The organism is Flavobacterium rivuli WB 3.3-2 = DSM 21788 (assembly GCF_000378485.1).
GTDB classification, from domain to species: domain Bacteria; phylum Bacteroidota; class Bacteroidia; order Flavobacteriales; family Flavobacteriaceae; genus Flavobacterium; species Flavobacterium rivuli.
Window position 1 is genome coordinate 1 of record NZ_KB899974.1, and the last position, 24688, is coordinate 24688.

The window sequence follows — 24688 nt, forward strand, 5'->3', positions numbered from 1 at the left end:
GTATACGCGTAAATCATTGTCCAAAGCAATGAACCTTTTAAGGTGATTATTGCGGCGGGGCTCACCTCTTCCCATCCCGAACAGAGTAGTTAAGCCCGCCTGCGCAGATGGTACTGCAGTTTGTGGGAGAGTATGTCATCGCCTTTCTTTTTAAAAGCCCTTTATCCGTATAGATAAAGGGCTTTTTGTTTTATAGAAAACTATAAAAATTGGAAAGAATTGGATCAACACCAAAACCTGTGGGATTGGCAATTTATGCATATAAATTAATTACCCTCAAATTTAATAATCTTACATAACGTAAACCCCGGAATTTACTTCTAAAATTCTCTGTTTTTGCATTTTTGCAAATTGTTGTTTAGATTTTGGATACTAAAATATTCAGTCTGATCTTAAACATTTAGGCAGAATTACATCAGTCTGTTGTTGGAAATTTAATTACAAGCAGACATCTTATTGATATTGTTGATTTTTAGAAAGCCGTAAAGAGCTGGTTTAGAAAATAATAAAGGATTAAGAGGCGCAGTTTATAGATTATAAAAGTAAGAGCAAAATTACAATCTCGTTGTTGAGGGATTGTAAAATAAATTTAAATCTCTTAAGCTCAGGAAATAATTGATTCTAAAAACTGTTCTACCGTTTGATATTGGTTAGTCTGTAGCTTTTTCTTGAGCCTCATTTTGCATGCCCTTACGCTTTGCGGAGAAATGCCAAGTATGTTTGCCATATCGTTACCGTTTAGCTTTAGCCTCATCAGCACCAATATCCGTACTTCGGCCTCGGTAACAGAAATGCCGCTTTGCATTATCCTGCTAAAAAAATCAGGGTATATTGCCGCAAAGCGCTTTTTAAATTTGTCCCAGCCGTCATCAGTAAAAATTTTATGTTCTAATAAGTCATCCACATTATAATAAGTATTTACGGCTTCTTTATTAGGCTCCTGCAGTTTATTAATTATGTTATTTTTATAGGTTAGGTCTATAATGTAGGTTTTAAGTTCTTCTTCTTTTACCCCGATAAGTTGCAGGGAATTTTCCAGCTCCAACTCTAACTGTTTTTTCCTGAACTTTATAACTGAAAGATAGCGGTAAACAAAAAGCGCCGAAATAAGCAATGCAGCCAGTACACAAACGGCAACAAGCATAAAACGGCTATTGGCAATTTCCTTCTCATTTTGAAGGTTTTTAATACGCAGGTTTTTAACCTCAAAGCCTAAATTTGCCTGGTATTGCGACAGGAGGTTGCTTTGGTTGGCTTCCATAATCTCTTTTTCTACCTCATAATGTTTTTTAAAATAATATAATGCGGAATCCGGTTCATTAAAAAGATCATAATTGCGGGATAGTTCGCGAAAACCTTCACTTAAGCGTACTTTGCTTTTTACTTTATAGCTAAGATTTAGGCATTTACGGCCTGATTCAAGTGTTTTTTCCTTGTTGCCCTGTTTGGCATATACGGTACTGAGATTTTGGTAGGCGGTGGCCATACCCTCAGAGTAGTTTATTTTTTTACATTCATCTAAAGACAGCAAATAGTATTTTAAAGCAGGATTAAAAGCCCCTGAAAAACGGTATATCTGGCCTTGGTTGTTATAGGCAATAGCCAGGTCATGTGGTTCGTTAATTTCCTTAAACAGCCTGATGGCTTCATTGTTTTGGGCAAACGCGGCTTTAAAATCGCGTTGTTCTTTAAGTATAAGTGCGCGATTAGTGTGTGTTAGCCCTAAAAGCCTTTTCATTCCGGTTTTTTTAGCCAGCAAGGCAGCTTCTGCGTAGCATTCCATGGCAGCGGTATTATTTTCGAGCCGCCAGTGTACCAATCCCAAATTATTAAGTAGTGTTGCAGTTTCCATTTCATTACCCGATGCTTTTACCCTTTTGTAAGCCTGGGTAAAATATTTGAGTGCCTCCTGATAGTTGCCTGTACGCCACTGTTCGTTGCCAAGGTTAGTAAGGGAGGCAGATGCATCTTTATTGGGCAGGTTATTTTTTGGATTGGTTCTTTCCCCGCTGCTATTGCAGCTAACAGCAATTAATAAAAGCACACACATGCTTATTAAGCACTTTACTTTATTTGTATTCAGCATAATGTTCAAATATAAATTTTTATGCTGCATAAACAAAAAATGGCTCCGGATATTTAACCCGGAGCCACTGTTTTTTTTTATTTATAAAACTATTTAATAATCATCTTTCTTGACTGTTTAAAGCCGTTAGATTCTATCTGGTAAAAATATATGCCGGGTAATAACCCTTTGGTATCAAATGTTACTGTATTTATACCTGCAGCATAAGCACCATTGAAAACTTCTGTTATAAATTTCCCCTGAGCATTGTACAGCTTTACAACAGCCTTACCGCCATTTATAAGTGTAAAAGGTATTGTAGTGCTGCCATACACAGGATTAGGATAGTTTTGTCCAAGCAAATTCTTTGCTGTATTTGGGGTTAACCTGTCCGGAAGGCTAAGTGTGCCATCGTGCTCTGTTTCAAAAAAGTAAATTCCTTCATAAAATGCCTGGTTGCCCACACTGCCTGCTAAAAGTAGCCTGTCATCAGTATGTGGTATAAGCCTTTTACCATAAAACTCGGCATATTCAGGACCAACAAAAAATTCTTCATTACTATTTTGTCCATTTCCATCAATTGTAATCAACGAGGCAACAGGAAAGGGCTCGGTAAAAATTTTATGCGGGAAAGGGTCTGTAATTACCTGGTCTAATATATAGCACATATCAGACCCATCTATATGAAAGTCATTATAATATCGCATATTTTCTGACTCAAAATTCCAAATGATGTCGCCATCGGGGCTGTATTTTAATATCGCGTTGTGTATATCGCCATTGTATGCAATACTATAGCCTGAAATACCTATAGCACCATTACTAAAAGGTTTAATGGTGTATGAACGCTCGTTCTTGTCATCTACGCCAAATGTCTGAAACCATTGTACTACACCTGCTGCACTTATTTTTGTGGTAATAATGTTTTCATCATAAGTATCGCTGTTTTGCGTAAAGCCGTTTATGAAAATGTTGCCGTCTGCCGCAATATAAAGGTCAGTACCAGATGAAGATGCTCCTTCAACATTTACGGGTGTAATCCATCCAGGAGTTCCGTCAGCATTAAACTGTACCGCTGTAAGGTTTATTGCCTGAGACATAAAGTTGCCGCTACCATGTGCCCCTGTAAGTATAAGCTGACCGCTGTTGTTTACCTTGCCTGCTTTAATTTGGTATATATTATTTCCGCTTGTACCCGGCATATAGGTTTTCCAGGCTTCAGAGCCATCAGCATTAAGTTTAATCCCTACAAAAGACGTAGTGCTACTTTGTTCTGTTTCATAAGCTGTACCACCAAGATATACTGAGCCATCTGCCTGCGGTTCCATAACATATACTAAGGGGTTATATAGTTCTATTTGAGATGACCAAAGCTGGCTACCTTGTGGTGAAAGCTTAATGACTTTTAAAACGGGGGGATACTCCTCAAAACCAGGTAGCAGGCACACATAAGCGTTTCCATTAGCATCAACCCTGCCAATAATACCTTCGGCCGGGTTACCGTTTTCGGCATTATATACTACATTCCATGCTACAGCGCCCTCAGCATTATGCTTTACAATAAAGTAATTTGCATTAAGCATATCATCAGAAAAATTGTAGTAGGAACCTGTAGAAAAAGTATTGCCATTACTATCTCCAAACGAATTTAGCATAGAAGCTCCCGGAGATCCTGTATTTGTATATAGTGCATTCCAGTCGGTTTGCGGTGCGGTGCTGCCAAAGCCTGATTTAACAGTTTCGAACACAGCACCGTTTGCAGTGTAATATGAATTTACAGAAAAGTAAACATTACCATTGTTATCAATACCCGTACCAGCCATTTGGCCCATACTTGCAGTACCGCTGGCAGTAGAAATTACAAAAGCAGCCTGACCCAGTAAAACACCTTCAGGAGAATATTTGTAGGCGCGTGCTGCTGCATCCTGTTCCCACTCTTCTGCGCCGGGGGTCATACCATTTGCAGATGCTACAATGTTGCCCTCTGCATCAAAAGATAATGTAGCATTACGTGTATCAATAAGGTCTGTAGTTTCTTCCACCCAGTTCTGCGTGCCATCTGTGTTGTAAGACAGCAGCACAGTACCATCATCTGCAAATTCACCCAAATGGCTGCCTGCTACATATAATTTATTATTTTTAAAGCCAATTTTCCAACCCAGGGTTATCTCGTTGCCGCTTTTATAGGTTTCAACCCATTGCTGCTCCCCTAAAGCATTGTATTTTATAGTCCCTATGCGGTTAAGGAAAATATCAAAAGTACCTGTAACATAAATATTCCCATCGGCATCGGTAGTAATTGCCCGCGGTACAGAGTTGGTTACATCAGCAAGGTTATCAGGGTCGGTACTTTCATAATTATATGCCTGTTCCCACAGTTTTGTACCCTGCGGATTGTATTTAACAGTATGATAATTAAGCCACCCGTCCGGGTTAGGGCTGTATCCGGTAACTAAAACATTGCCATTAGCATCTACTGCTACAGCTGTTGCCTCATTCCAGCTTTCTCCGCCTGCGGGGTTTTCTGTGTGGTGCCATTGCTCAACGCCACTACTGTTATATTTTAGGGTAAGAAAATCTACAGAACTGCCAGACCATCCAATTCCTGTAATGTAAATGTTTCCATTTATATCGGTTGTCATACCGTTGGGTATTTCAATCCCCTCATTACCGTTATCAAAGGTTACATCCCATAGTGTAGAACCATCTGTTGCATATTTAATAAGACGGATATCCATATCATTACCATTCCATTTAATGCCGGATACAATTATGTTTCCGGAATTGTCTAATGCTATGTGCATACCATACTCTACGGCATATTGAGTTGCCTGTTCGCGTTTTTGCCATAATGTTTGCCCATCCGGGCCAATTTTTATGGTAAAAAAGTCTCCGGCAGGATGATTTTCATTAGTACTCCCGCCGGTAATGTAAGTATTGCCGGCACCGTCTGTAACAGATGCGTATGGCACATTATTGCCTTTATAAGCCTCACCACCATAAAATTCATAAGTATTAGAAAAAGTAGCAATATGTGGTGTTCGTGTATCTATTTGAGACAATATTTTTTGATCCGGATTTAAAACCTCCGTAGTGCCGTAATTCGGCTTAAAGGAGTTCCATCGTGTTAATGTGGAAATGCTGCCACTTGTTTTAGAAACCTGATAGCCGTTTTGTTCTTTAAGTGTCGGGCTTTGTGCCACAACGCCTGTATGTAATGCCGCTGTTGCTATTAAAGCAACTATAGACTTAGTGGTAATTTTCATGTCATACAATTTAAATGAAGTATGTAAATTTATTATTATTATCGGTTTTTAGCTTTTTTTTGTGTTGACATCTGTGTTGACAAAAATATTATTGTTGCCTGAATATCAAATTTTTATTAAACAGAACTATATGAATCATTTACCTGATTAATTTGGTTTACCACTTTTATACTCTAACAATTATTAAATAAATTTTTACTAAAAATTTGATATCTATTTATTTTCGTTATCTCATAATCTTGAATTAACAAGTATTCATTTTGTATATTATATGGGTACAATTTGCAAAAGCTTATTTTTAAAATGCAATATTTAAAGTTTTTAAAGTGTAAGCATTGTGCTTGAATCGGCGGAAATATCCATTAAAATTTAAACAGGTTTTTAAAATTCTCGAATTAATATTTTAGCATTAAACTATTTGACAGACCTATAGTCTAATCTTTAATAAATTAACTGGGACAATTATTTACTTTTATAACATACACAAATTATTTATGGGATTAGCAGAACAAACATGGTCGCGCAGAAAATTTATAACTACGGCAGCAGGAGCGGGGACAATTATAGTTTTAAATCCATCAATAGGTTGGGCTTTTGACAGGAACGACCCAAAAGTAGCTGCGATTGTAGCAAAAACTATGGGTATAGATGCTCACAACCACATTGATGTGCCGCTTAATACAGCCGAACTTCCCGGCCCAAAAATTGACTTACTGGGCGAAATGAAAAAATCGGGATTATCAGCAATTACCACTGCTTTTGCGGTTGATTATCAGAAATTAAAGAATCCCGGTGAAGCGTATGAGCGTTTTATTAACGGCTTAACAGCAACCGATAAGGTTTTAGAAGATAATAATATGAAACGGGCCCTTAATTTAACCGACTTAAAAACTGCCAAAAAAAGTAATGTGCCTACAGTTATACAATCGGTTGAAGGCGGTCACTTTTTAGAAGGAAAAATTGAAAGATTGGAAGTTGCTTACAACAGGGGTTTGCGCCATCTTACGTTATTGCATGATAATGATGCATCGGTGCCATTGGGCGATGTGTTTACAAACCCTGCTCAATTTGGCGGGTTAACTTCTTTTGGGGCAGATGTTATTAAAGAGTGTAACAGGCTGGGCATTTTGATAGACCTATCTCACGGTACCAATGATATGGTAAATGCTGCTCTAAAAATTACGACCAAACCGGTGCTGGTTTCGCATACAGGCCTTGATACCCAATTGGGGCAAAATGAGAACATGGCTAAAATGATGAAGCCAAGGCTTATTAGTAAAGAGCAGGCTAAAATTGTTGCCAGTGCAGGTGGTGTGATTGGTGTATGGACGCACCTCGCAGAAAATCCTCTGGAGTATGCTCATAATATTAAAGCTATGGTAAATGTTGTAGGTATAGACCATGTTTGTATTGGTACAGATACCAAGCTCACTCCTGCATACAGGTCGCCTAATGATAGTGGCAGGCCGGGTGGGCAGGGGCCACAGCAAGGTGGCAACAGTGCCATTTCTAAAGAAGGGCCTAAACCAGATGTGCAAAAAAGTCCCGGTGGCGATAAGAACAAAGGCAGGATGGGTGGAGGTACAAACCAGGCATGGGCAGATCAAAAAGAAGGGTTTTATTACACAGTTGTTGACGCACTTCTTAAAACAGGTTTTACTGAAGGGGAAATTGCTAAAATAGGAGGTGATAATTATTGTCGTGTATTTGACGCTGCTACAAAGGGTAAATAACTATAATTTATAATTATAAATTAAAGCTGCCCAAAGCATAGTGTGGCAGCTTTAATTTTGCTGAATTGTAACACAGATACTAATTTTGTCATTCTTGTGCCATTGCAATTGCGTTCAGGCAATTAATGTATTTTTAAAATATTTTCCTGCATTGTCCCTGATTAAAATCATTTTCGCTATTCCGTTATTATAGCCGTTAACAGAAAAATCAAGATATATAAATTATAGTTCCTATTGTTATTTTTCATTTGGCCGTGAGTACATTTTTAATTAAACAAATAGTAAATTACTTATCTGAAAATATAAAAAAAAGAAGACCCCGGGTGCGAACTCACGGGGCCTTCAACCAAACAAAAATTACGAAACTGATAATTTACTTTTTAATGGGTGTGCCATTTCTTATTTCTTCACTGGCAGATTTAACTAATTGGTCATTAACCGACAGGCTATCACTGAAAATCTCAATATTATCACCGCTTTCACGGCCTTTTTTTATACCTACGCTTTTAGCTTTATTATCTTTTACGGTAATTACAAAAGCCCTTTCGCTGGTACTTACCACAGCTGTTTTAGGTACAACAAACGTACTGTCTACGCTATTTAATTTTAGGATTACTTCGGCAACCATACCCGGCAATAGCCTTTTGGTTGTATTCTCTACATCCATCTCTACACGTTCAGAACGAAGCCTTAAGTCTAAAGCTCCCGACATACGTTTTATTTTCGCATTAAAGCTTTGGTTAGGCAGTGAGCGAACGGTAAAGCTAATATCATCACCATTTTTAAGGAAACCGGTATACATCTCCGGTACAGATACCCCTAAACGAAGTTTTTTCTGATCCTGAATGGTAAATATTGGCAGGTCACTTCCTTTACCTGCCGGACCAACATAAGCTCCTAAGTTTACATTACGGGCTGATACCACACCATCAAAAGGGGCGCGTATTTGCAAATAGCTTTGTATAGTCTGAACCTCTTTATAAGCAGCTTTAGCTGCCTGTAGCTGCGCATAGTCAGAACTTTTACGGGCAACAGCCTGGTCAAGGTCATTTTTAGATATTGTACCTTCTACTTTGCTGGTTTCCAGGATACGGTTATAGGTGCTGTTACTGGCAGTATATACCGCTTCCTGAGAGCGTAACCTTGATTCAGCCGCAGCGATCTGCGAGCTTATCTCGGGTGCTTCAAGCACTATAAGTAATTGGCCTGCTTTTACTTCGCTGCCTATATCTACTTTAAGCTCCTTTACAAAGCTGCTTACCTTAGCATAAAGGTCTACCTGACGAAAGCCCTGTAATTCTGCCGGTAGGCGAATTTCTGAGGATAGTTTTTCCTTGTGCAGGTTAACGGTTTCTATTACCGCTTCCGGTTCAGGTGCCGCTTCTTCTTTCTTTTCGCCGCAGCTGCTTAGTAAGTTTAAAGCCAGTAAAGCGGCTGTTGATGTGATTATATATTTGTTCATCTTATTGGTGTAATGTGGTTGGTATGTAATGTTTACTCTCTTTATCTTCAGGGTCCAGCGATACCGATTGTGTTGTGGCTTTGCCCTGTGCCCATGCAAATATAACAGGCAATATAACAAGAACGGCAAAGGTAGAAAATAACAGCCCCCCTATAACTGCCCTTCCCAGTGGCGATACCTGCTCGCCGCTTTCGCCGTGGCCTATAGCCATGGGCAACATACCGGCAATCATCGCTACAGAGGTCATTATAATAGGGCGGAGGCGCAGTGATGCCGCTTCACGTGCCGACTCTAATGCATTGCCATTTACACGCCTTAACTGCTCTGCATTTGTGACGAGCAGTACCGCATTTGCAATAGATACCCCGACGGACATGATTATACCCATATACGACTGAAGGTTAAGTGTAGACCCTGTAATTAACAACATTAACAGGGCACCTAATACCACCGCAGGGACTGTAGTTAAGATAACCAGCGACACACGGAACGACTGGAAGTTTGCCGATAGCATTAAAAAAATAACTATTACCGCTACCAGTAAACCTGCCTGAAGGCTGCTCATGGTTTCGCCCAATACTTTACTAAGGCCTATAGGCTCTACAAACAAACCACGGGGCAACTCACCAAGGGAGGCAATGGCAGCCTGCACTTCATTAGATGCGGTACCAAGATCTGTATGGTCTGTATTGGCGGTAACCGATACATAAGGCATAGCGCCCAGGTTATCATTCTCACCATGGGTATAGCCGTGGGTAATAGTAGCCACATCGCCTAATACAGGGCGTGTAGAATTTCTAAGTAACGGGATGTTTGCAATGTCCTGCTCGGTTTTCATCCTGTCTAAAGGAACCTGAACCTGTACGTTATACGACAGCCCGATTTTCTCGTCTATCCAGGTATTTTTATCGGTGTAGCGGGAAGACGATGTTGCAGCAATAAGTGATCTCGAAATATCGTTCATATCTACTCCCAGTTGTGCGGCCCTTACCCTGTCTATAGTAATATTTAATGAAGGGTATTTTACAGCCTGTGCCAACTGCACATCCCTGAAATAATCTACCTTCTTAAGTTTTTCAATTATCTTATTGGCATACTGCTCGTTTATTTTCTTGTTCTTTCCTGCAAAACGAATCTCAATAGGCGTAGGCGATCCCTGGCTTAGTACCTTGTCGGTAAGCTCTATAGGCTCAAACGATAGTTTAACTCCAGGTTCTACCTTAGCAATACGTTTTCTTAGATTATCTTTAAACTCGTCCATATCCATGTGCACTTCCTTTAAAGATATCTGGAACACGGCTTCCTGTGGCCCTGCCATAAAAAGGTAAATAGGCGATACAGAAAATAACCCCGGGTGGGTACCCACATAAACCGATGATATACCTATATGCTCTTTACCCACAAGATTTTCCATTTCTTTAAGAACAGTTAGGGCTTTTAACTCGGTACGTTCAAAACGGGTACCATCGGGCAGGCGCATACGCAACTGGAACTGGCTTGAATTTATCCTCGGGAAAACATCCTGGCCTATAACATTAATAAGTACGGCAGCAAGGCTTGTAATAACCACTAAGTACGTAATGGCAATAAATCCGCGTCTTGGCAAGAGCCTGTCTAACAAGCGCATAAATGCCATCCTGAACCTTTCGAATTTACCTATCTTACCATTATTGTCGTAATCTTCCCTTTCGGCAAATGCCTGTTTAGTAAGTTCTTCATGGCCTTCGGCAACGCTAAACTGGTCTTTGTGGCCGTGCGGGTGGTCTTTCATCAGCCAGTTGGCCATTACAGGTACAAACGTTTGTGAAAGCAGGAACGAGATGATCATTGAGAAACCAATGGCCAGTGCCAGCGGCAGGAACAATGATCCCGGTATACCGCCCATGGTAAATGCAGGTGCAAATACTGCAAGTATACACAGCAGGATAAGCAATTTAGGCAGGGCTATCTCTTTACAGGCATCCCAAATGGCGAGTGCCTTGGGCTTGCCCATATCTAAATGCTGGTGAATATTTTCTATGGTTACCGTACTTTCATCTACAAGGATACCAATGGCAAGTGCCAGTCCGCTCAGGGACATAAGGTTGATGGTTTGCCCAAATAATTTCAGGAACAATACTCCCGATATGATCGAAATAGGAATAGTAAGGATAACAATAAGTGCAGCACGCCTGTCGCCCAAAAAGAGCATTACCATAAGGCCCGTAAGTACCGCACCAATAACACCCTCTGTAATAAGGCTTTTAACCGAGTTGATTACATATATAGATTGGTCAAATTCATACGATATTTTAACATCTTCAGGTAGTGTGCTTTGTATTTTGGGCAGGTTTTCCTTCAGGTTTTTTACAACATCCCAGGTAGAGGCATCGCCGGCTTTGGCAATACTTACATATACAGATCGTTTACCGTTTACTAAGGCATAGCCGGTACTAATATCTGCACCATCTTTTACGGTGGCAACATCGCCCAGGTAAAGGTTTTGTACACCACCTTTAAATAGCGGAATATCTTTAAAATCTTTAACTTCCTTAATGGTATTGTTAGTAGGGGTAATATAACTTTTGTCGCCCACACGCACGTTACCCGACGGTGCCGTTTGGTTATTAACCCTTATGGCTTCCACGATCTGGTCTGGCGTAAGGTTATTAGCGGCAAGCTGTGCAGGGTCTACGTTAACCTCTATAGTTCTTGGGCTACCACCAAAAGGTGGCGGCGAAAGTAGTCCCGGAATGGATGTAAAGGAGGCACGTACATAAACGTTAGCCAAATCCTGCAGCTCATTATTACTACGGGTCTTACTGCTTAGTACCAACTGGCCTACGGGCAGGGAAGAGGCATCAAAACGAATGATGAACGGCGGTTGCGACCCCGGCGGGAAGGCAGCCTGTATCCTGTTAGACAGCGCACTTAATTCTGCAGCGGCCTGTGCCATGTTAGTACCTTCGTAGTAGCTAACCTTCATTAGGGTAAGGCCCTGTATGTTTTTAGTCTCAATAGATTTTACGCCATTGGCAAATAACATTATATTAATGTAGTTTTTTGCAAAGTACGATTCCATCTGGTCCGGAGTATATCCGCCAAAGGGGTGTGCCAGGTAAATAACCGGCAGGTTCATTTGCGGCAATATGTCTACCTTAATAGTTCTAACGGCACTGATACCGAAAAAGAAAAGCCCGGCGACCAGTACCAATATAGAAATAGGCTTGCGGAGTGCAAAACGTATTAAATTCATTATTTAATGATAATTAAAATTCGTTGATAAAAAGGTTAAAGTCGCCCACGGCTGCTGCCTTCATAAGCAAAGACTGCCATACGTTAGTATAAATAACATCACGGTCGGTCTCGGCACGGTTAAGGGTATACAGTGCCTGTGTAACGTCTACTAGGTTGGTAAGCCCGTTATTGTAAAGCGTGGTTCGCTGCAGGTAAGCCTGTTGTGCGGCACGTACCTGGCGGGGTGCCTCTTTATAATTTTGCAATGCAAAACCCATACGGGCATTGGCAGCATCGTCATTAGCCTTTAGCTGCTGGTCTACTGCTTTGTATTCCTGCTCTAAACCTTCGGTAATTAATTTTTGGGCGCTAACCTTTTTACTCGACCGCGCTATGGTGGTTAAGTTCCATATCATACCCACACCCATAAGGTAGTTTTGGCGCACGGGGTCGATACCGTCAAAATAGTTTTTGGTATACGAGTTTTGGTTGGATGCATAGTCTGCATTAAAGCCCGACCCCCTGGTTTGAAATACTCCAAAGAGGTTAAATGTAGGCCAGTACTCACGACGGAACAGTTTTTCCTGCTCGTTGCTGTACTGTATACGGCTCTGATAAAATTGCCTTATAGGGTTTAAAGAGTCATTCTTTATATCGGCAGTTATCATGGCTTTAGGTATGCGTGCCACGAGGGTAGTGTCGGCTGTAAAATCTTTAGGTTCTACACCCATAAGGCGCACAAGCTCATTATTTTGCAGTTTTACCTGTTCCTTTAACTGGTTAAGTGAAATCTTAGCCCTCGATACTTCGGCAGATGCCAGTGTACTATCCACACCCGGCAACAAACCGGTTGCAACACGGGTTGCGGCATTTTTAAGCACCACCTCTGTACGGTCGAGGTTTTTTTGCTGGGAGCGCAATAATCGCTGGCTTGCAAGCAGGTTAAGATAAGCCCCTGCAATGCGCACTTTTTGCTGAAATTGCTCCTGCTCATAATCTTTTTGCTGACGGTTTGCATCGGCTTTAGCCAGAGTTATGCGCTGCTTCATACGTCCGAAGGTAAAAAAGTCCCAGTTAAAGTTAACCAGATACAGTGCGCCAAAAGCGGCATTCCAGTTTTGGCTTGGCAATGGTAAGCCCGATGATGCAACACCCAGTCCGCCAAGTCCATAAAGTGGGCCGTTTTGTCCGTTAACGGTTCCGTAGTCCTGTTGTGCAGATAGGTTAAGGTTAGGCAGGTAATCGCGCCTTGTTTGTTTTACGGTCTCGTTTGCAGCCTGGGCATATTTGCCTTTAGCCAGTACAAGCCCATAATTTGCTGTGCCGGTGTCTACTGCCTCTTTTAGTGTGAGGTTTTGGCCTTTGCCATGCAGTGAGTACAGCAATAACAGCAGCAGTAATTTTTTAAAGTGCATGTAATTAAGTATTTTTAAGTAGTAAAGTGTCATGCAAATTTACGAACGTTATAATATTAAACACCTGTTTAAAATGACGAATTAAATTGGTCATGCATTTCTGTCAAATTTGCGTTATATACCTTTACTTTGTAATGAATAGTGATTTTATGAGCAGGAAATTTAAATATCTTATTGAAAATAAATGGTGGCAGGAACTCTTTATCCTTGCCTTTTCATTTATATTGTTTACCCTTAACGACTGGATACTTATTAAGTCGTGGAAAGGGATATGGTCTGGCTGTGCTTACTTTTTATTACTTTACGGCCATGCCCAGCTTAACCGTTTTTTTATTTTACCCATACTTTTAAAAAAGCATAAGCCATTTTTGTATGCGTTGGCAAGCGCAGGTTTTGTAGCCATTTATTCGGTTATTATGTACCAAATTGCCAATTTATGGATCTATAAAAACTGTTTTCTCTACAAATCGTCAGAGCAGCAAAGTTACGTTTTTCAGGCGGCTACATTAGTGGCAACACTTATATGCATACTATCGGTAATATTGATATTAAAATTTTACCGTGACCGTAAAAATCTCGACAGCGAGAAAATACTGTACAACCAGGCACAAATAAATTCGCTTAAAGAGCAGCTTAACCCGCACTTTTTATTCAATACCTTTAATACATTGTATGGCATCAGTCTGCAATTTCCTGAGCGTACGCCGGAGCTTATAATGCATGTATCGCAGCTTATGCGCTACCAGCTTGAAAGTAACGAGCATAAATGTGTGCCGCTGGAAGACGAAATAAACTTTATAAGCAGCTACATTCAGCTCGAAAAAGAGCGCGTAGGCTACCGTTGCGACATTAGCCTGAATATTGATGTGGATGATGAGAGGGCATATAAAATTCCGCCCATGCTATTGATAAGCTTTATCGAGAACGCCTTTAAGCATGGCACGTGTTCTATAGAGAAATGTTTTGTAGAGGTTAATGTTACGGTAAGGGAGGGTAAACTTGATATGGTTGTGAGAAATTCAATTCCCGAAAAGAAAAATGAGGTTGTTTCTACCAAAATTGGGATTAAAAATACCACCGACAGGCTTAACCTGCAATACGGCAGTAACTATACACTTGATATTAAAGAAGATCGTATATTTACTGTAAACCTTAAACTTCAGCTTAAGACAAAATGACACAGGCAATTACAAAAAAATGCATCATTATAGATGATGAGCCTGCTGCCCATTATGTGCTTGCTAATTATATAAAGCAGGACCCACGGCTGGAAATTGTTTTTGAAGGGTATAACGGGGTAGAGGCTATGGCATATCTGCAAAAAAATACAGTAGACCTTATGTTCCTGGATATTGATATGCCCGAGATTACCGGTATAGAAATGCTAAAGAAACTGGACAATCCGCCGCGTACCATCCTGACTACTGCCTATAGTGAGTATGCGCTTGAAAGTTATGATTATGGCGTGCTTGATTACCTGCTTAAGCCCATTTTTTACCCCCGTTTTGTAAAGGCTATTAACCGCTTTTTCGAACTTGTTGAGCCATTGGCAATTGCCGAAGAGGTTAAAGATACCATAAATGTAAAGGTGGATAGCGACACTATACCAATAGAAGTAAGCAGCATACTGTATGCCCAGAGCTATGGCAATTATGTAAAGATATTTACCACTAAACGCAATTACCTGGCAACGATTACTACCAACGACCTTGAAAAATGCCTGCCGCCATCGCTGTTCATGCGGGCACACAAATCGTACATTATTGCGGTAAATAAGGTAGACGAAATTAATAAAGACCATGTGGTTATAAAGCGTAACCTGATACCTATAGGGATAACCTACAGGCGGGAACTGGCTGATAAACTTAAAAAGTAGATTCTTAGACATGAGATATTAGATAATAGAAAACGAACAAAAACAAAAACACAAATAGTATGATTGAAGTTAAAGCGTTTGCGGCTTATGATGCGGAAACACCCTTAAGGCCTTTTGAATTTGAGCGTAAAGATCTTGCACCCCACCAGATACAAATAGAAATTTTATTTAGTGGTGTGTGCCATAGCGATATTCACACAGCACGCAGTGAGTGGGGCGGGGCAAATTACCCGGTTGTACCGGGGCATGAAATTGTGGGAAGGATAGTTAACGTAGGTAGTGAGGTTACAGCCTTTAAAGTGGGTGAACTTGCCGGGGTAGGTTGCTTTGTAGATTCCTGCCGCCATTGTGCGAGCTGTAAAGAAGGCGAAGAGCAATATTGCGAAGAAGGTATGACAGGTACGTATAACAGCTTTGAGCGTGGTACAGATATACCTACTTATGGCGGATATTCTACGAGCATTAGTGTAGACGAGAAATATGCACTGCACATTTCTGATAATTTAGACCTTGCCGGTGTTGCGCCGTTATTATGTGCAGGTATTACTACTTATTCGCCACTACGCCACCTTAATGTGGGTAAAGGCCATAAAGTTGCCGTATTAGGCCTTGGTGGTTTAGGCCATATGGCGGTAAAATTTGCAGCTTCTTTTGGTGCAGAGGTTACCATGCTCAGCACATCGCCAAGTAAAGAAGCCGATGCTAAAAAACTGGGTGCACACAACTTTGCACTAACTACAGATCCTGAAGTTATGGCGTCGCTTGCCAATAGTTTCGACTTTATTGTAAATACTATTTCGGCTAAGCATGAGTATGATACCTACCTTAACCTGCTTAACAAAAACGGAACAATGATTGTGCTTGGTGTACCAGAAATCCCTTCGGTTGCGCCTGCAATGAGCCTTATCTGGAAACGCCGCAGCATTATGGGAAGCCTTATTGGCGGTATTAAAGAAACACAGGAAATGCTTGATTACTGTGCTGAACACAATATAACATCTGACGTAGAGGTTATTAATATGCAGTATATTAACGAGGCTTACGACCGTATGGAAAAAAGCGACGTTAAATACCGTTTTGTTATTGATATGGCTTCAATGAAAAATTAATCAATTGGCAATAAACAATTTGCAATAAAGGACAGACCGTAATGGCTGTCCTTTTTTTGTGGAGCGAAATAGAAGAAATATTTATATTTACAAATTATACCAATTATTACTATTAATAACCCGTTGTGCCTTTTGATTAATATAAGTAAAAGTTGTGCAAATTTAAAATACACAACGGGTCTCTTTAGTGAAGGCTTATGCAGTTGTGTATCTTATTTCTTATAGTTCAGGGTATATTTTACAAAAATATTTACGCGAAAAATTATATGATGTAATAATTGTATTTTATACACTTATAATTTAATTGTTTATATTTGCTGCTACACCGTTATAGTAGCAATCATTTCTATGAACGCGTCCTGACTTTTTGATTGAAGCGAAAAATAGAGATTATTGTTTTAAATTTTGGCTTTTTTGCATTTCATAGCAACGCTACGGAATAATGAAAGAGGTGAAACATGAAGCAAAAAGATCATTTTGCAGCCAATTGAAAAAGTCAAATGAGTTCTATTATAAAAACTTTAAAACAAGCATGAGATATTTAAAATTATTCCTCCCGGCAGCCATAATGGTACTACTTGCCGGTACGAACTTAAATGCACAGAATTTAAAACCAAGTGACAGGAACCAGCTTTTTGATAACGACTGGAAATTTTTTCTTGGAGATGACGCTAAGGCTGGATCTGTAGATTTTAAGGATGCCACATGGCGTAATGTAGATTTGCCACACGACTGGAGTGTAGAGGGTAACTTTAGCCCTGCAAATCCTATGGGTAACGATGGTGGTTATTTGCCTGCCGGTATAGGGTGGTACCGTAAATCGTTTGTAGTGCCTGCCGACTGGAAAGGTAAAAGCATTTCTATTTATTTTGGCGGGGTTTATATGAGTTCAGAAGTTTTTATCAACGGGAAATCACTTGGGGTATATCCCTACGGGTATTCTTCGTTTAGCTACGACCTTACGCCATATCTTGTCTATGGTAAAGAAAACACTATTGCCGTACGCGTAGATAATTCTAAACAAAAAAATTGCCGCTGGTATAGTGGGTCGGGCATTTACCGCCACGTATGGCTTACTGCTACAAATAATATACATGTTGCACAATGGGGTACAGCCATTGCCACACCTAAAGTTTCTGTTAAAGAAGCAACTGTTGAGGTTACTACAACGATAAAAAACGAAACGGAAAAGCCACAGCGTATACGCATTAAAGCAGAACTATTTTCTGCCAATGCAAAAAAAACAGGAAATGTCTTTACAGATGTTGACATTGCCGCTAACAGCGAAAAAGAAGTTAAGCAAACTATAAAGGTTTCTAAACCTGATTTATGGACACCCGAAACACCAAACCTATACGAGTGCAAAATTGAGGTCATACAGGAAAATAAGGTTGTAGATGCCGTAAGCAATAATTTTGGCATTCGGTCTATAGAGTTTTCGGCTGCAAATGGCTTTAGGCTAAACGGCAAAACGGTAAAAATTAATGGGGGCTGCGCCCACCATGATAATGGCTGCCTGGGTGCCGCTGCTTATGACAGGGCTGAGGTACGAAAGGTAGAACTGCTAAAAGCTGCCGGGTTTAACTTAGTACGTACGTCGCACAACCCGCCATCTGAAGCTTTTCTTGATGCCTGCGACAGGCTTGGCCTTTTAGTCGTTGATGAATCTTTTGATGGCTGGAGAACCAAGAAAACCGAATATGATTATTCATTATACTTTGATAAATGGTGGGAAAAAGATATTGCGGCTATGGTAAAGCGCGACCGCAACCACCCGTCTATAATTATGTGGAGTATTGGTAACGAAATTATAGAGCGCAAAGAACAGCAAGCTGTAGAAACGGCTAAAAAGCTTGCTAACGGTATTCGTAAATATGATACTACCCGCCCGGTAACATCGGCAATGACAACGTGGGATAAGGAGTGGGAAATGTTCGACCCGTTAATGGCTGCACATGATGTTGCAGGGTATAACTACCAGCTGCACCACGCTCCGGACGATCACAAAAGAGTTCCATCGCGTGTTATCATACAAACAGAATCATACCCAAGGGATGCTTTTGCCAACTGGAAACTGGTTAATGATAATAGTTACATTATAGGCGATGTGGTTTGGACAGCAATGGATTATTTGGGAGAGTCGGGGATAGGTCGCTGGTTCTATTCCGGTGAAGTTACCGGCGAGCATTATGAGCGCGACATGTTTCCGTGGCATGGTGCATACTGTGGTGATATAGACCTTACCGGCTGGCGAAAGCCAATATCGCACTACAGGAGTATGCTGTACAATACAAACGAAAAGCTGTATATGGCAGTTCGCGAACCGGCTCCTGCCCCTTTAGATATTAAAGAAACACTATGGTCAGTATGGCCTACTTGGGAAAGCTGGACGTGGCCCGGACATGAGCAAAAAAATATAGAGGTAGAGGTATATGCAAAATATCCTGCCGTAAGGCTTTACCTTAACGGAAAGCTGATAGGGGAGAAAGCTACTACAGAGAAAGAACAATTTAAGGCTACGTTTACCATACCGTATGAGGCAGGAGAACTAAAGGCTGTAGGTGTGAAAAACGGTAAAGAAACAGAATCTAAAATTTTAAAAACTGCTGGCAAGGCTGCCAAAATAAAACTGGTTGCCGACAGGAGAAATATAACTGCCGGTGGTCAGGATCTATCATACATCGCTGTAGAAATAACTGATGCAGCGGGTAACCTTGTGCCTAACGCAGATAACAGTATGGAATTTAAAATTAGCGGTGCCGGTGTTATAGCCGGACTTGATAATGCTAATCTTAAAGATACCGAATCTTATAGTATTACTACCCGCAAGGCATGGAATGGCCGCGTCATGGCAGTAATTAAAAGTAGTAAAGCTAAAGGCGATATTACGCTAACTGTTAGCTCTGCGGGACTACCAGATGCTACCATAACAATTAAAGCTGAGGAGCCGGCTGCTGCCAGGTAATGCCAATATTAAAGTATAATGTACCAAGCTTTATATTACCGCGTGTTTTTACCACAAAGTACGCGAGGTTTTTCACGAAGTACACCAGGTACGCGCTTCGCTTTTTAAGAACACAAGGCTGTATCTCAAATCTTTACAGCTTACTTTGTGCTACAGCCTTGTGTTCCCTGCATGCCTTGCATGCATTTTCATTATACAGGCTATTTTGTAATCGTATCGCTTCGTTTACCCTGTGAAAAACCTGGTGCACTTTGTGGTTAATATTACCTATAAAAGGCCGAAGATCATAACGATCTTCGGCCTTTTATATTTATTCGATTAAGTGCTGTTATTTAAACCCGTTTATAGTTTTGCGAATAGCCGTAAGGTTTTCCATAAGGCCTTCAAAATATTTAATGTCAAGCATGTTGGCACCGTCGCTCTTGGCATTAGCCGGATCAAAATGCGTTTCTATAAAAATACCGTCTACACCTGTAGCAATACCAGCACGGGCAATAGTCTCTATCATATCCGGCCTCCCGCCTGTAACACCGGCAGTCTGGTTAGGCTGCTGTAAAGAGTGGGTAACATCAAGAACGGTAGTTGCAAATTGTCTCATTGTAGGAATCCCCCTAAAGTCTACCACCATATCCTGATAGCCAAACATACTGCCCCTGTCGGTAACAATAACATTTTCGTTATGGCTGTCAAGCACTTTCTGCACGGCGTGCTTCATACTTTCCGGGCTCATAAACTGGCCTTTTTTAAGGTTAACCGTTTTTCCTGTTTCGGCAGCAGCCACAACAAGGTCGGTTTGCCTAACAAGGAAAGCCGGTATCTGCAACACATCTACATACTCAGCGGCCATAGCGGCATCCTCATTAGTGTGGATATCTGTCACTGTGGGCACACCAAATGTTTCAGATACTTTACGTAAAATTTTAAGTGCTTTCTCGTCGCCTATACCGCTAAAGCTGTCTATGCGCGAGCGGTTCGCTTTTTTAAACGAGCCTTTAAAAATATAAGGTATCTGTAGCCTGTCGGTTACTTTTACAATAGTTTCGGCAATACGCAGCGCCATTTCTTCGCCCTCAATGGCACACGGGCCTGCAAGTAAAAAGAAATTTCCGCTATCGGTATTTTTAATTTGTGGTATATTATGTAAGTTCATTGTTGTGTTTTAAATCAATGCAAAGATAAAGATAAAATAGCGATTATATACTAAGAGGTTTTTACCACGAATTGCACAAATTATCACTAATTTTTCACGAGAGATTTGTGATGATTGGTTTATTAGCGGTAAGTAATATTATTTTATTACGCGTATTCCAAAACCTTTAGGTGCAAGTACTTTACCTTTTTCGTAAAGGTTAATGTAAATAAGTTTAGGTTCGGTTAATCCCTCCCAGGTAACTTCATAGATATCAAGAACCCCGGCACCCATTTCGTTCTTTTTAGAAGGGAAAGGGCAGCAGGTATCAGTTTTTTTGTAGGTCAGCTTTTCTCCGTTGGGGCCCGACAGCGCACCAAAGTATCGCTTAACGTTAATCTCTGCAGTTTGTATGGGCAGGAAACCAAGGTTAATGGGGTAATCCTGGTCGTAACCGTATTTTTTATCGCTGCTAACCTCTGTAATAACAAAAGTTTTCTCTTTAGATAGCGCCGGCATAATAGCAGTATCGTCTATATTACGAATGGTATTACGCGTACTGGTGCATGACGTTAACGCTAATAGTAAAAAGCAGGATGACAGCAGGAATTTTTTCATATTGGTTTTTTGATTTTCATATCAAAGTTAAATATTTTTTTTGATGGAACACGGATGATTATAAAAATGGAACGCGGATGACGTGGATTTTAGCAGATCTTCACAGATTTTAAACTCAGACAATGGTTTGACAAATGAAGTATCAGGTCATCTGCTAAATTTATGTCGCCCGAGTTCCATCATTCCTAATGTTTACCGCGTTTCATTTATTACTATTTTTGCAGCAAAATAAAATCATCATGGATATTTTTTACGGTACCTGGCCGTGGTATGTGTCGGGATTCCTTATAGGTTCGGTTATGCTACTTCTGGTATATTTTGGTAAAACATTTGGTATGTCGTCTAACCTGCGTACTATGTGTACCATTCTTGGTGCAGGAAAAACGTCTGACTTTTTCAGGTTTGACTGGAAGGCACAACGCTGGAACCTTGCCGTGGTGCTTGGCGCTATGCTTGGTGGCTTTATTGCCGTTACTTATTTAAGTGATCCAAATGTACCTACGGTAATGCTAAACCCAACTACTGTTACTGAATTACAGCAAATGCATATTGATGCGCCCGATGGTAAATTAATACCCGATGCTTTAAGCAGTGCCGATGCTATACAATCGCCAAAAGTATTAGCGATATTGCTAATCGGCGGATTGTTAGTAGGCTTTGGTACGCGTTATGCCGGTGGGTGTACATCTGGCCATGCAATTACAGGTTTAAGTAATTTACAGTTACCATCGTTAATTGCTGTTATAGGCTTTTTTATAGGCGGTCTACTAATGTCGTGGATTTTGTTACCGCTAATTTTAAAATAGAAACAACATGAAATTTATAAAATATATACTGGTGGGATTGCTTTTTGGGATTGTACTAACCAAATCTGAAGCGGTATCGTGGTACCGTATTTACGAGATGTTTCACTTTCAGTCGTTTCACATGTTTGGCATTATAGGCACGGCAGTGTTTGTTGGAGTAATTGGTCTACAACTTTTCAAGAGAAGCAAATTAAAAGACATTGATGGACAACCTATAATTTTAGCCGACAAAGAAAAAGGCTTTACCCGATACCTTATAGGGGGCCTATTGTTTGGTTTGGGCTGGGGGCTTGTGGGCACCTGCCCCGGGCCTATATTTATATTAATAGGAGCAGGTTTTTGGGGGATTGGTATAGTATTAATAGGCGCTTTACTGGGAACATATTTATACGGATTGCTAAAGAATAAGCTGCCCCATTAAAAGTTAGCCACGAATTACACAAATTTTCCCGAATTTCATTAGGGATTGGCAAAGTAAACTTACTTGTAGAAATTTGTGTTTAGCTCTAAAATATTACAACTTAAAAATAAGCTTGTTTTGCTTTCCTAAAGAGCTTTGTGTAACAGCGGTAGGCTTAAAGCCATAGTGATCAACTATTTTTTCTTTGAGGTCTTTAAATTCTTTTGGATTTAAAGAAGGGTCTAACCGTACAGATGATATGAACTCTAAAGGGGCTATTTTTATCCTGCATATCCTTTCATTTTTAGCATCAATAAGGCGTTTGTCGGGGATGCTTAACAGGCGTACTTCATTTTCATATTTATACGATTTACGTTTTAGGAGTAACGACTGTACATGCTCATCATTAATTTCATCCGACTGCAGGCATTTAATATACTCCTTGTTTTTAGGCAATTGTAATAAGTCTTTCTGGGTAAGGTAATCGACTACACCATAATAAAAATCACCTTTATTATTATATGATAGTTGATTTAGCCTGTCTAAATGCGTTGTAATGCGCACACCGGGATGGCGCATGGTAATACCATTATCATCGGGTTTTGTAGTATATATTTGCCAAAGCGCATAAGAGTCTTCGTCATAGCTCCAGCACTGCCCATAAATTTTATCTTTAGCAGGATGCTCAAACGGAACGCCGTTTTTTATAATACGCGCATTAAAGATAATATTTTCCATAGGGTCTGTCCAGCACTTAGGCTGTACCATTACGATCTCTTTATTATCCAATATCTGGAAAAAACGGTCGAGCAATTCAATACGGTGCAGGTAGGGGCGTAGTTGTAATTGTTTATTGAGTTCTCCTATCCGTTTCATAAAATTGCGGGTTATAAATTATGTTTGAGGTAATAAAAATACATTTTTTAAATTTACCTTATGCTGTAAAAATAGAAGGCTGCCAAAATAATTCAGCAGCCTCATCAATTGTTTTTTAAATTTAAAATTACTCTTTGATAACCTTTTGTACAGATGAGCCTTTTGCCGTACTTACTTTTACAAAATAAATTCCCGCTCTTAGATCGCTAACATCTAAATTGGTAGTGGCATTAAATGATTTTACAGTTTGGCCTACGCCGTTTATAATTGCAGTGTTAATAATGGCATCTTCGGTTTTAAGCGTAAGTACATTTTTTACAGGGTTAGGGTATGCCGTAAATAAATTTTTACCGGTATGGTTTACACCGGCTGTATTGTCCTGCGCTGCGGTAGGTATAAACGGCCTGCGTGCATTTGCATTGCCAAAGCTTGTACCAAACCATGCACCATTAGTTAATGCTGTCTGTAAGTCATTGTTTACAACCCAGTCAGACATATCGGTTCCGCTAAAGTTTTTCCATGAAGCGGTTTCGTTTAAAGTTCCTGTAAGTTCATTGTAGGTAATTGCTGTTATAGCATTATCTGTAATAGTAATTTCAAGATTTGTATCGGCATCAGCTATACGTGTAAGTGCTTGCTGGGCTGTAAGAGTACCGCTATAACGCACTCCCCATGCAAAGGTTACGGGAGCTTCGCCGGGTGCATTAAAATCGATTACAATTACCGATTCGTTTTCTCCCTCGCCAATCCATTAGGTAACATCTTCATTGCTAAACCACAGCGAACTGTAGGCAGGATAGGTTACAGTAGGCATTAGTGGGCCTTCGTCTCCCATAAAACCATACGATACTCCGTACCAACGGCTGTTTAATAATGGCTCTGATATTCCCTGGTTAGGCTGCATGTCCTGTGCAGTGTCGCCAGACCATGTGCTCCACCAGTCCGGCTGTCCTTGTAAACGAATATGGTTATTGTAGATAATATCTTCAAGAAACCCTATGTTACTTTGGGCAAAAGTAAAATTAGGTTCGGCGGTGGCCACTGCCTGTATCAAATCCGCAAAAGTAAGTTCTGTATCTGCCGGATAATGGTACCCAAAAGCAAAAGACGGATCTGTAGTACCATCCCTGAAATCAACAACCAAGATTGCGTTTTGAGATCCTTCGCCTACCCAAAACTTAACATCGTCCTGAGAAAACTGGGCTGATAGTTTTGATGAAAAAGTTAGTAAAAAGAGAAACAGTGAAATAGTAAAAATTCTTTTCATTCTATGGTTTATTTAGTTATTTACAACAAATACCAGGAATAAAAAAACAGAAAGAGGTGCTTTACCATGCATGGTAAAGCTTTACTTTCCATGCCTTTATCCTGAAAGCACTGAAATTGTAAAATGGCAGGTCTTCTGACTCTCTCCGGATTGCTATGCCTTCCCGCCATAAATGGCAGTGGCTTGTTATAGCATCCTTTTTTTATGAAGATTACAGCTGCAGGAACAGTTTAGGATTTTCACCCAATTCCCTTTTAATGCCATGTAAAATGGCAACCAAAATTACGCTGCAAATATAACACAGATATTTACAATCGCTATTACTAAATAAAGATGTATTTTTAGAACAGGAAAGTTGTATTACAGATTAAGGTTGACGGTGGTATACTATTATGATTTAAATAAAATTGATTTTCGAGAGCCTGTAATTGCGAGGTACGAAGCAAATCTCATTAAAATAATTCAAATTGCTTCATGCCTCGCAA

At 40.2% G+C, this 24688-nt stretch carries 17 protein-coding genes, 1 rRNA gene and 1 riboswitch; of the genes, 8 read left to right on the plus strand and 10 right to left on the minus strand.

The window, feature by feature from the left end; all coding sequences use genetic code 11:
• Positions 1 to 38 precede the first annotated feature (38 nt).
• A 5S ribosomal RNA gene (gene rrf / locus F565_RS0116990) occupies positions 39 to 147 on the plus strand.
• A 457-nt stretch (positions 148 to 604) separates the two neighbouring features.
• Here the strand turns inward: rrf and F565_RS0116995 are convergent.
• Both F565_RS0116995 and F565_RS0117005 read right to left on the minus strand, forming a co-directional pair.
• On the minus strand, positions 605 to 2044 hold the full coding sequence (locus F565_RS0116995; RefSeq protein WP_169336035.1) for a tetratricopeptide repeat protein: 1440 nt from the start codon (positions 2042 to 2044) through the stop codon (positions 605 to 607).
• A 131-nt stretch (positions 2045 to 2175) separates the two neighbouring features.
• On the minus strand, positions 2176 to 5331 hold the full coding sequence (locus F565_RS0117005; protein WP_020214447.1) for a T9SS type A sorting domain-containing protein: 3156 nt from the start codon (positions 5329 to 5331) through the stop codon (positions 2176 to 2178).
• Positions 5332 to 5825: 494 nt separating this feature from the next.
• Here F565_RS0117005 and F565_RS0117010 point away from each other — a divergent pair, with 494 nt between their 5' ends.
• On the plus strand, positions 5826 to 7064 hold the full coding sequence (locus F565_RS0117010) for a dipeptidase (RefSeq protein WP_020214448.1): 1239 nt from the start codon (positions 5826 to 5828) through the stop codon (positions 7062 to 7064).
• A 373-nt stretch (positions 7065 to 7437) separates the two neighbouring features.
• Here the strand turns inward: F565_RS0117010 and F565_RS0117015 are convergent, their stop codons facing one another.
• The 3 genes from F565_RS0117015 to F565_RS0117025 are packed head-to-tail and all read right to left on the minus strand — an operon-like array spanning position 7438 to position 13157.
• Entirely contained in the window at positions 7438 to 8526 is a 1089-nt protein-coding gene (locus F565_RS0117015) for an efflux RND transporter periplasmic adaptor subunit (protein ID WP_020214449.1), read from the minus strand.
• Position 8527: 1 nt separating this feature from the next.
• The gene (locus F565_RS0117020) at positions 8528 to 11761 is read right to left on the minus strand and encodes an efflux RND transporter permease subunit (protein WP_020214450.1); all 3234 of its coding nucleotides are present in this window, start codon (positions 11759 to 11761) and stop codon (positions 8528 to 8530) included.
• A 13-nt stretch (positions 11762 to 11774) separates the two neighbouring features.
• Positions 11775 to 13157 (minus strand): TolC family protein, encoded by a 1383-nt coding sequence (locus F565_RS0117025; RefSeq protein ID WP_026300133.1) that lies wholly within the window; start codon positions 13155 to 13157, stop codon positions 11775 to 11777.
• A 149-nt stretch (positions 13158 to 13306) separates the two neighbouring features.
• On the opposite strand from F565_RS0117025, the gene F565_RS0117030 reads away from it, so the two are divergent.
• The 4 genes from F565_RS0117030 to F565_RS0117045 all read left to right on the plus strand — a co-directional run bounded on the left by F565_RS0117030 (position 13307) and on the right by F565_RS0117045 (position 19107).
• Positions 13307 to 14335 (plus strand): sensor histidine kinase, encoded by a 1029-nt coding sequence (locus tag F565_RS0117030; protein WP_020214452.1) that lies wholly within the window; start codon positions 13307 to 13309, stop codon positions 14333 to 14335.
• Entirely contained in the window at positions 14332 to 15033 is a 702-nt protein-coding gene (locus F565_RS0117035; RefSeq protein ID WP_020214453.1) for a LytR/AlgR family response regulator transcription factor, read from the plus strand. The genes F565_RS0117030 and F565_RS0117035 overlap by 4 nt, the downstream gene beginning before the upstream one ends.
• A 59-nt stretch (positions 15034 to 15092) precedes the next feature.
• A complete protein-coding gene (locus F565_RS0117040) occupies positions 15093 to 16142 on the plus strand; it encodes an NAD(P)-dependent alcohol dehydrogenase (RefSeq protein ID WP_020214454.1) in 1050 nt (349 codons plus the stop codon).
• A gap of 532 nt (positions 16143 to 16674) precedes the next feature.
• Positions 16675 to 19107 (plus strand): glycoside hydrolase family 2 TIM barrel-domain containing protein, encoded by a 2433-nt coding sequence (locus F565_RS0117045; protein WP_035642554.1) that lies wholly within the window; start codon positions 16675 to 16677, stop codon positions 19105 to 19107.
• A 328-nt stretch (positions 19108 to 19435) separates the two neighbouring features.
• On the opposite strand, the gene kdsA is transcribed toward F565_RS0117045, so the two are convergent.
• Together kdsA and F565_RS0117055 are read right to left on the minus strand one after the other, a co-directional pair.
• Positions 19436 to 20257: a 3-deoxy-8-phosphooctulonate synthase gene (kdsA, locus tag F565_RS0117050; protein ID WP_020214456.1), complete on the minus strand. Its 822-nt coding sequence runs from the start codon at positions 20255 to 20257 to the stop codon at positions 19436 to 19438.
• A gap of 138 nt (positions 20258 to 20395) precedes the next feature.
• Positions 20396 to 20854 carry a hypothetical protein gene (locus F565_RS0117055; RefSeq protein WP_020214457.1) on the minus strand — a complete coding sequence of 153 codons (459 nt, stop codon included), beginning with the start codon at positions 20852 to 20854 and terminating at the stop codon, positions 20396 to 20398.
• 239 nt (positions 20855 to 21093) lie between these two features.
• On the opposite strand from F565_RS0117055, the gene F565_RS0117060 reads away from it, so the two are divergent.
• Together F565_RS0117060 and F565_RS0117065 are read left to right on the plus strand one after the other, a co-directional pair.
• On the plus strand, positions 21094 to 21660 hold the full coding sequence (locus F565_RS0117060) for a YeeE/YedE family protein (RefSeq protein ID WP_020214458.1): 567 nt from the start codon (positions 21094 to 21096) through the stop codon (positions 21658 to 21660).
• Positions 21661 to 21667: 7 nt separating this feature from the next.
• Positions 21668 to 22081: a DUF6691 family protein gene (locus F565_RS0117065; protein WP_020214459.1), complete on the plus strand. Its 414-nt coding sequence runs from the start codon at positions 21668 to 21670 to the stop codon at positions 22079 to 22081.
• A 93-nt stretch (positions 22082 to 22174) separates the two neighbouring features.
• Here the strand turns inward: F565_RS0117065 and F565_RS0117070 are convergent, their stop codons facing one another.
• The 3 genes from F565_RS0117070 to F565_RS0117085 form a co-directional block, all read right to left on the minus strand.
• Entirely contained in the window at positions 22175 to 22936 is a 762-nt protein-coding gene (locus F565_RS0117070) for a DUF2971 domain-containing protein (protein WP_020214460.1), read from the minus strand.
• A 127-nt stretch (positions 22937 to 23063) separates the two neighbouring features.
• Positions 23064 to 23603, minus strand: a complete 540-nt coding sequence (locus F565_RS0117080) for a T9SS type A sorting domain-containing protein (RefSeq protein ID WP_020214462.1) — start codon at positions 23601 to 23603, stop codon at positions 23064 to 23066.
• An 84-nt stretch (positions 23604 to 23687) separates the two neighbouring features.
• Positions 23688 to 24203: a hypothetical protein gene (locus F565_RS0117085; RefSeq protein ID WP_020214463.1), complete on the minus strand. Its 516-nt coding sequence runs from the start codon at positions 24201 to 24203 to the stop codon at positions 23688 to 23690.
• 108 nt (positions 24204 to 24311) lie between these two features.
• Positions 24312 to 24499, minus strand: a riboswitch (cobalamin riboswitch).
• Positions 24500 to 24688 lie beyond the last annotated feature (189 nt).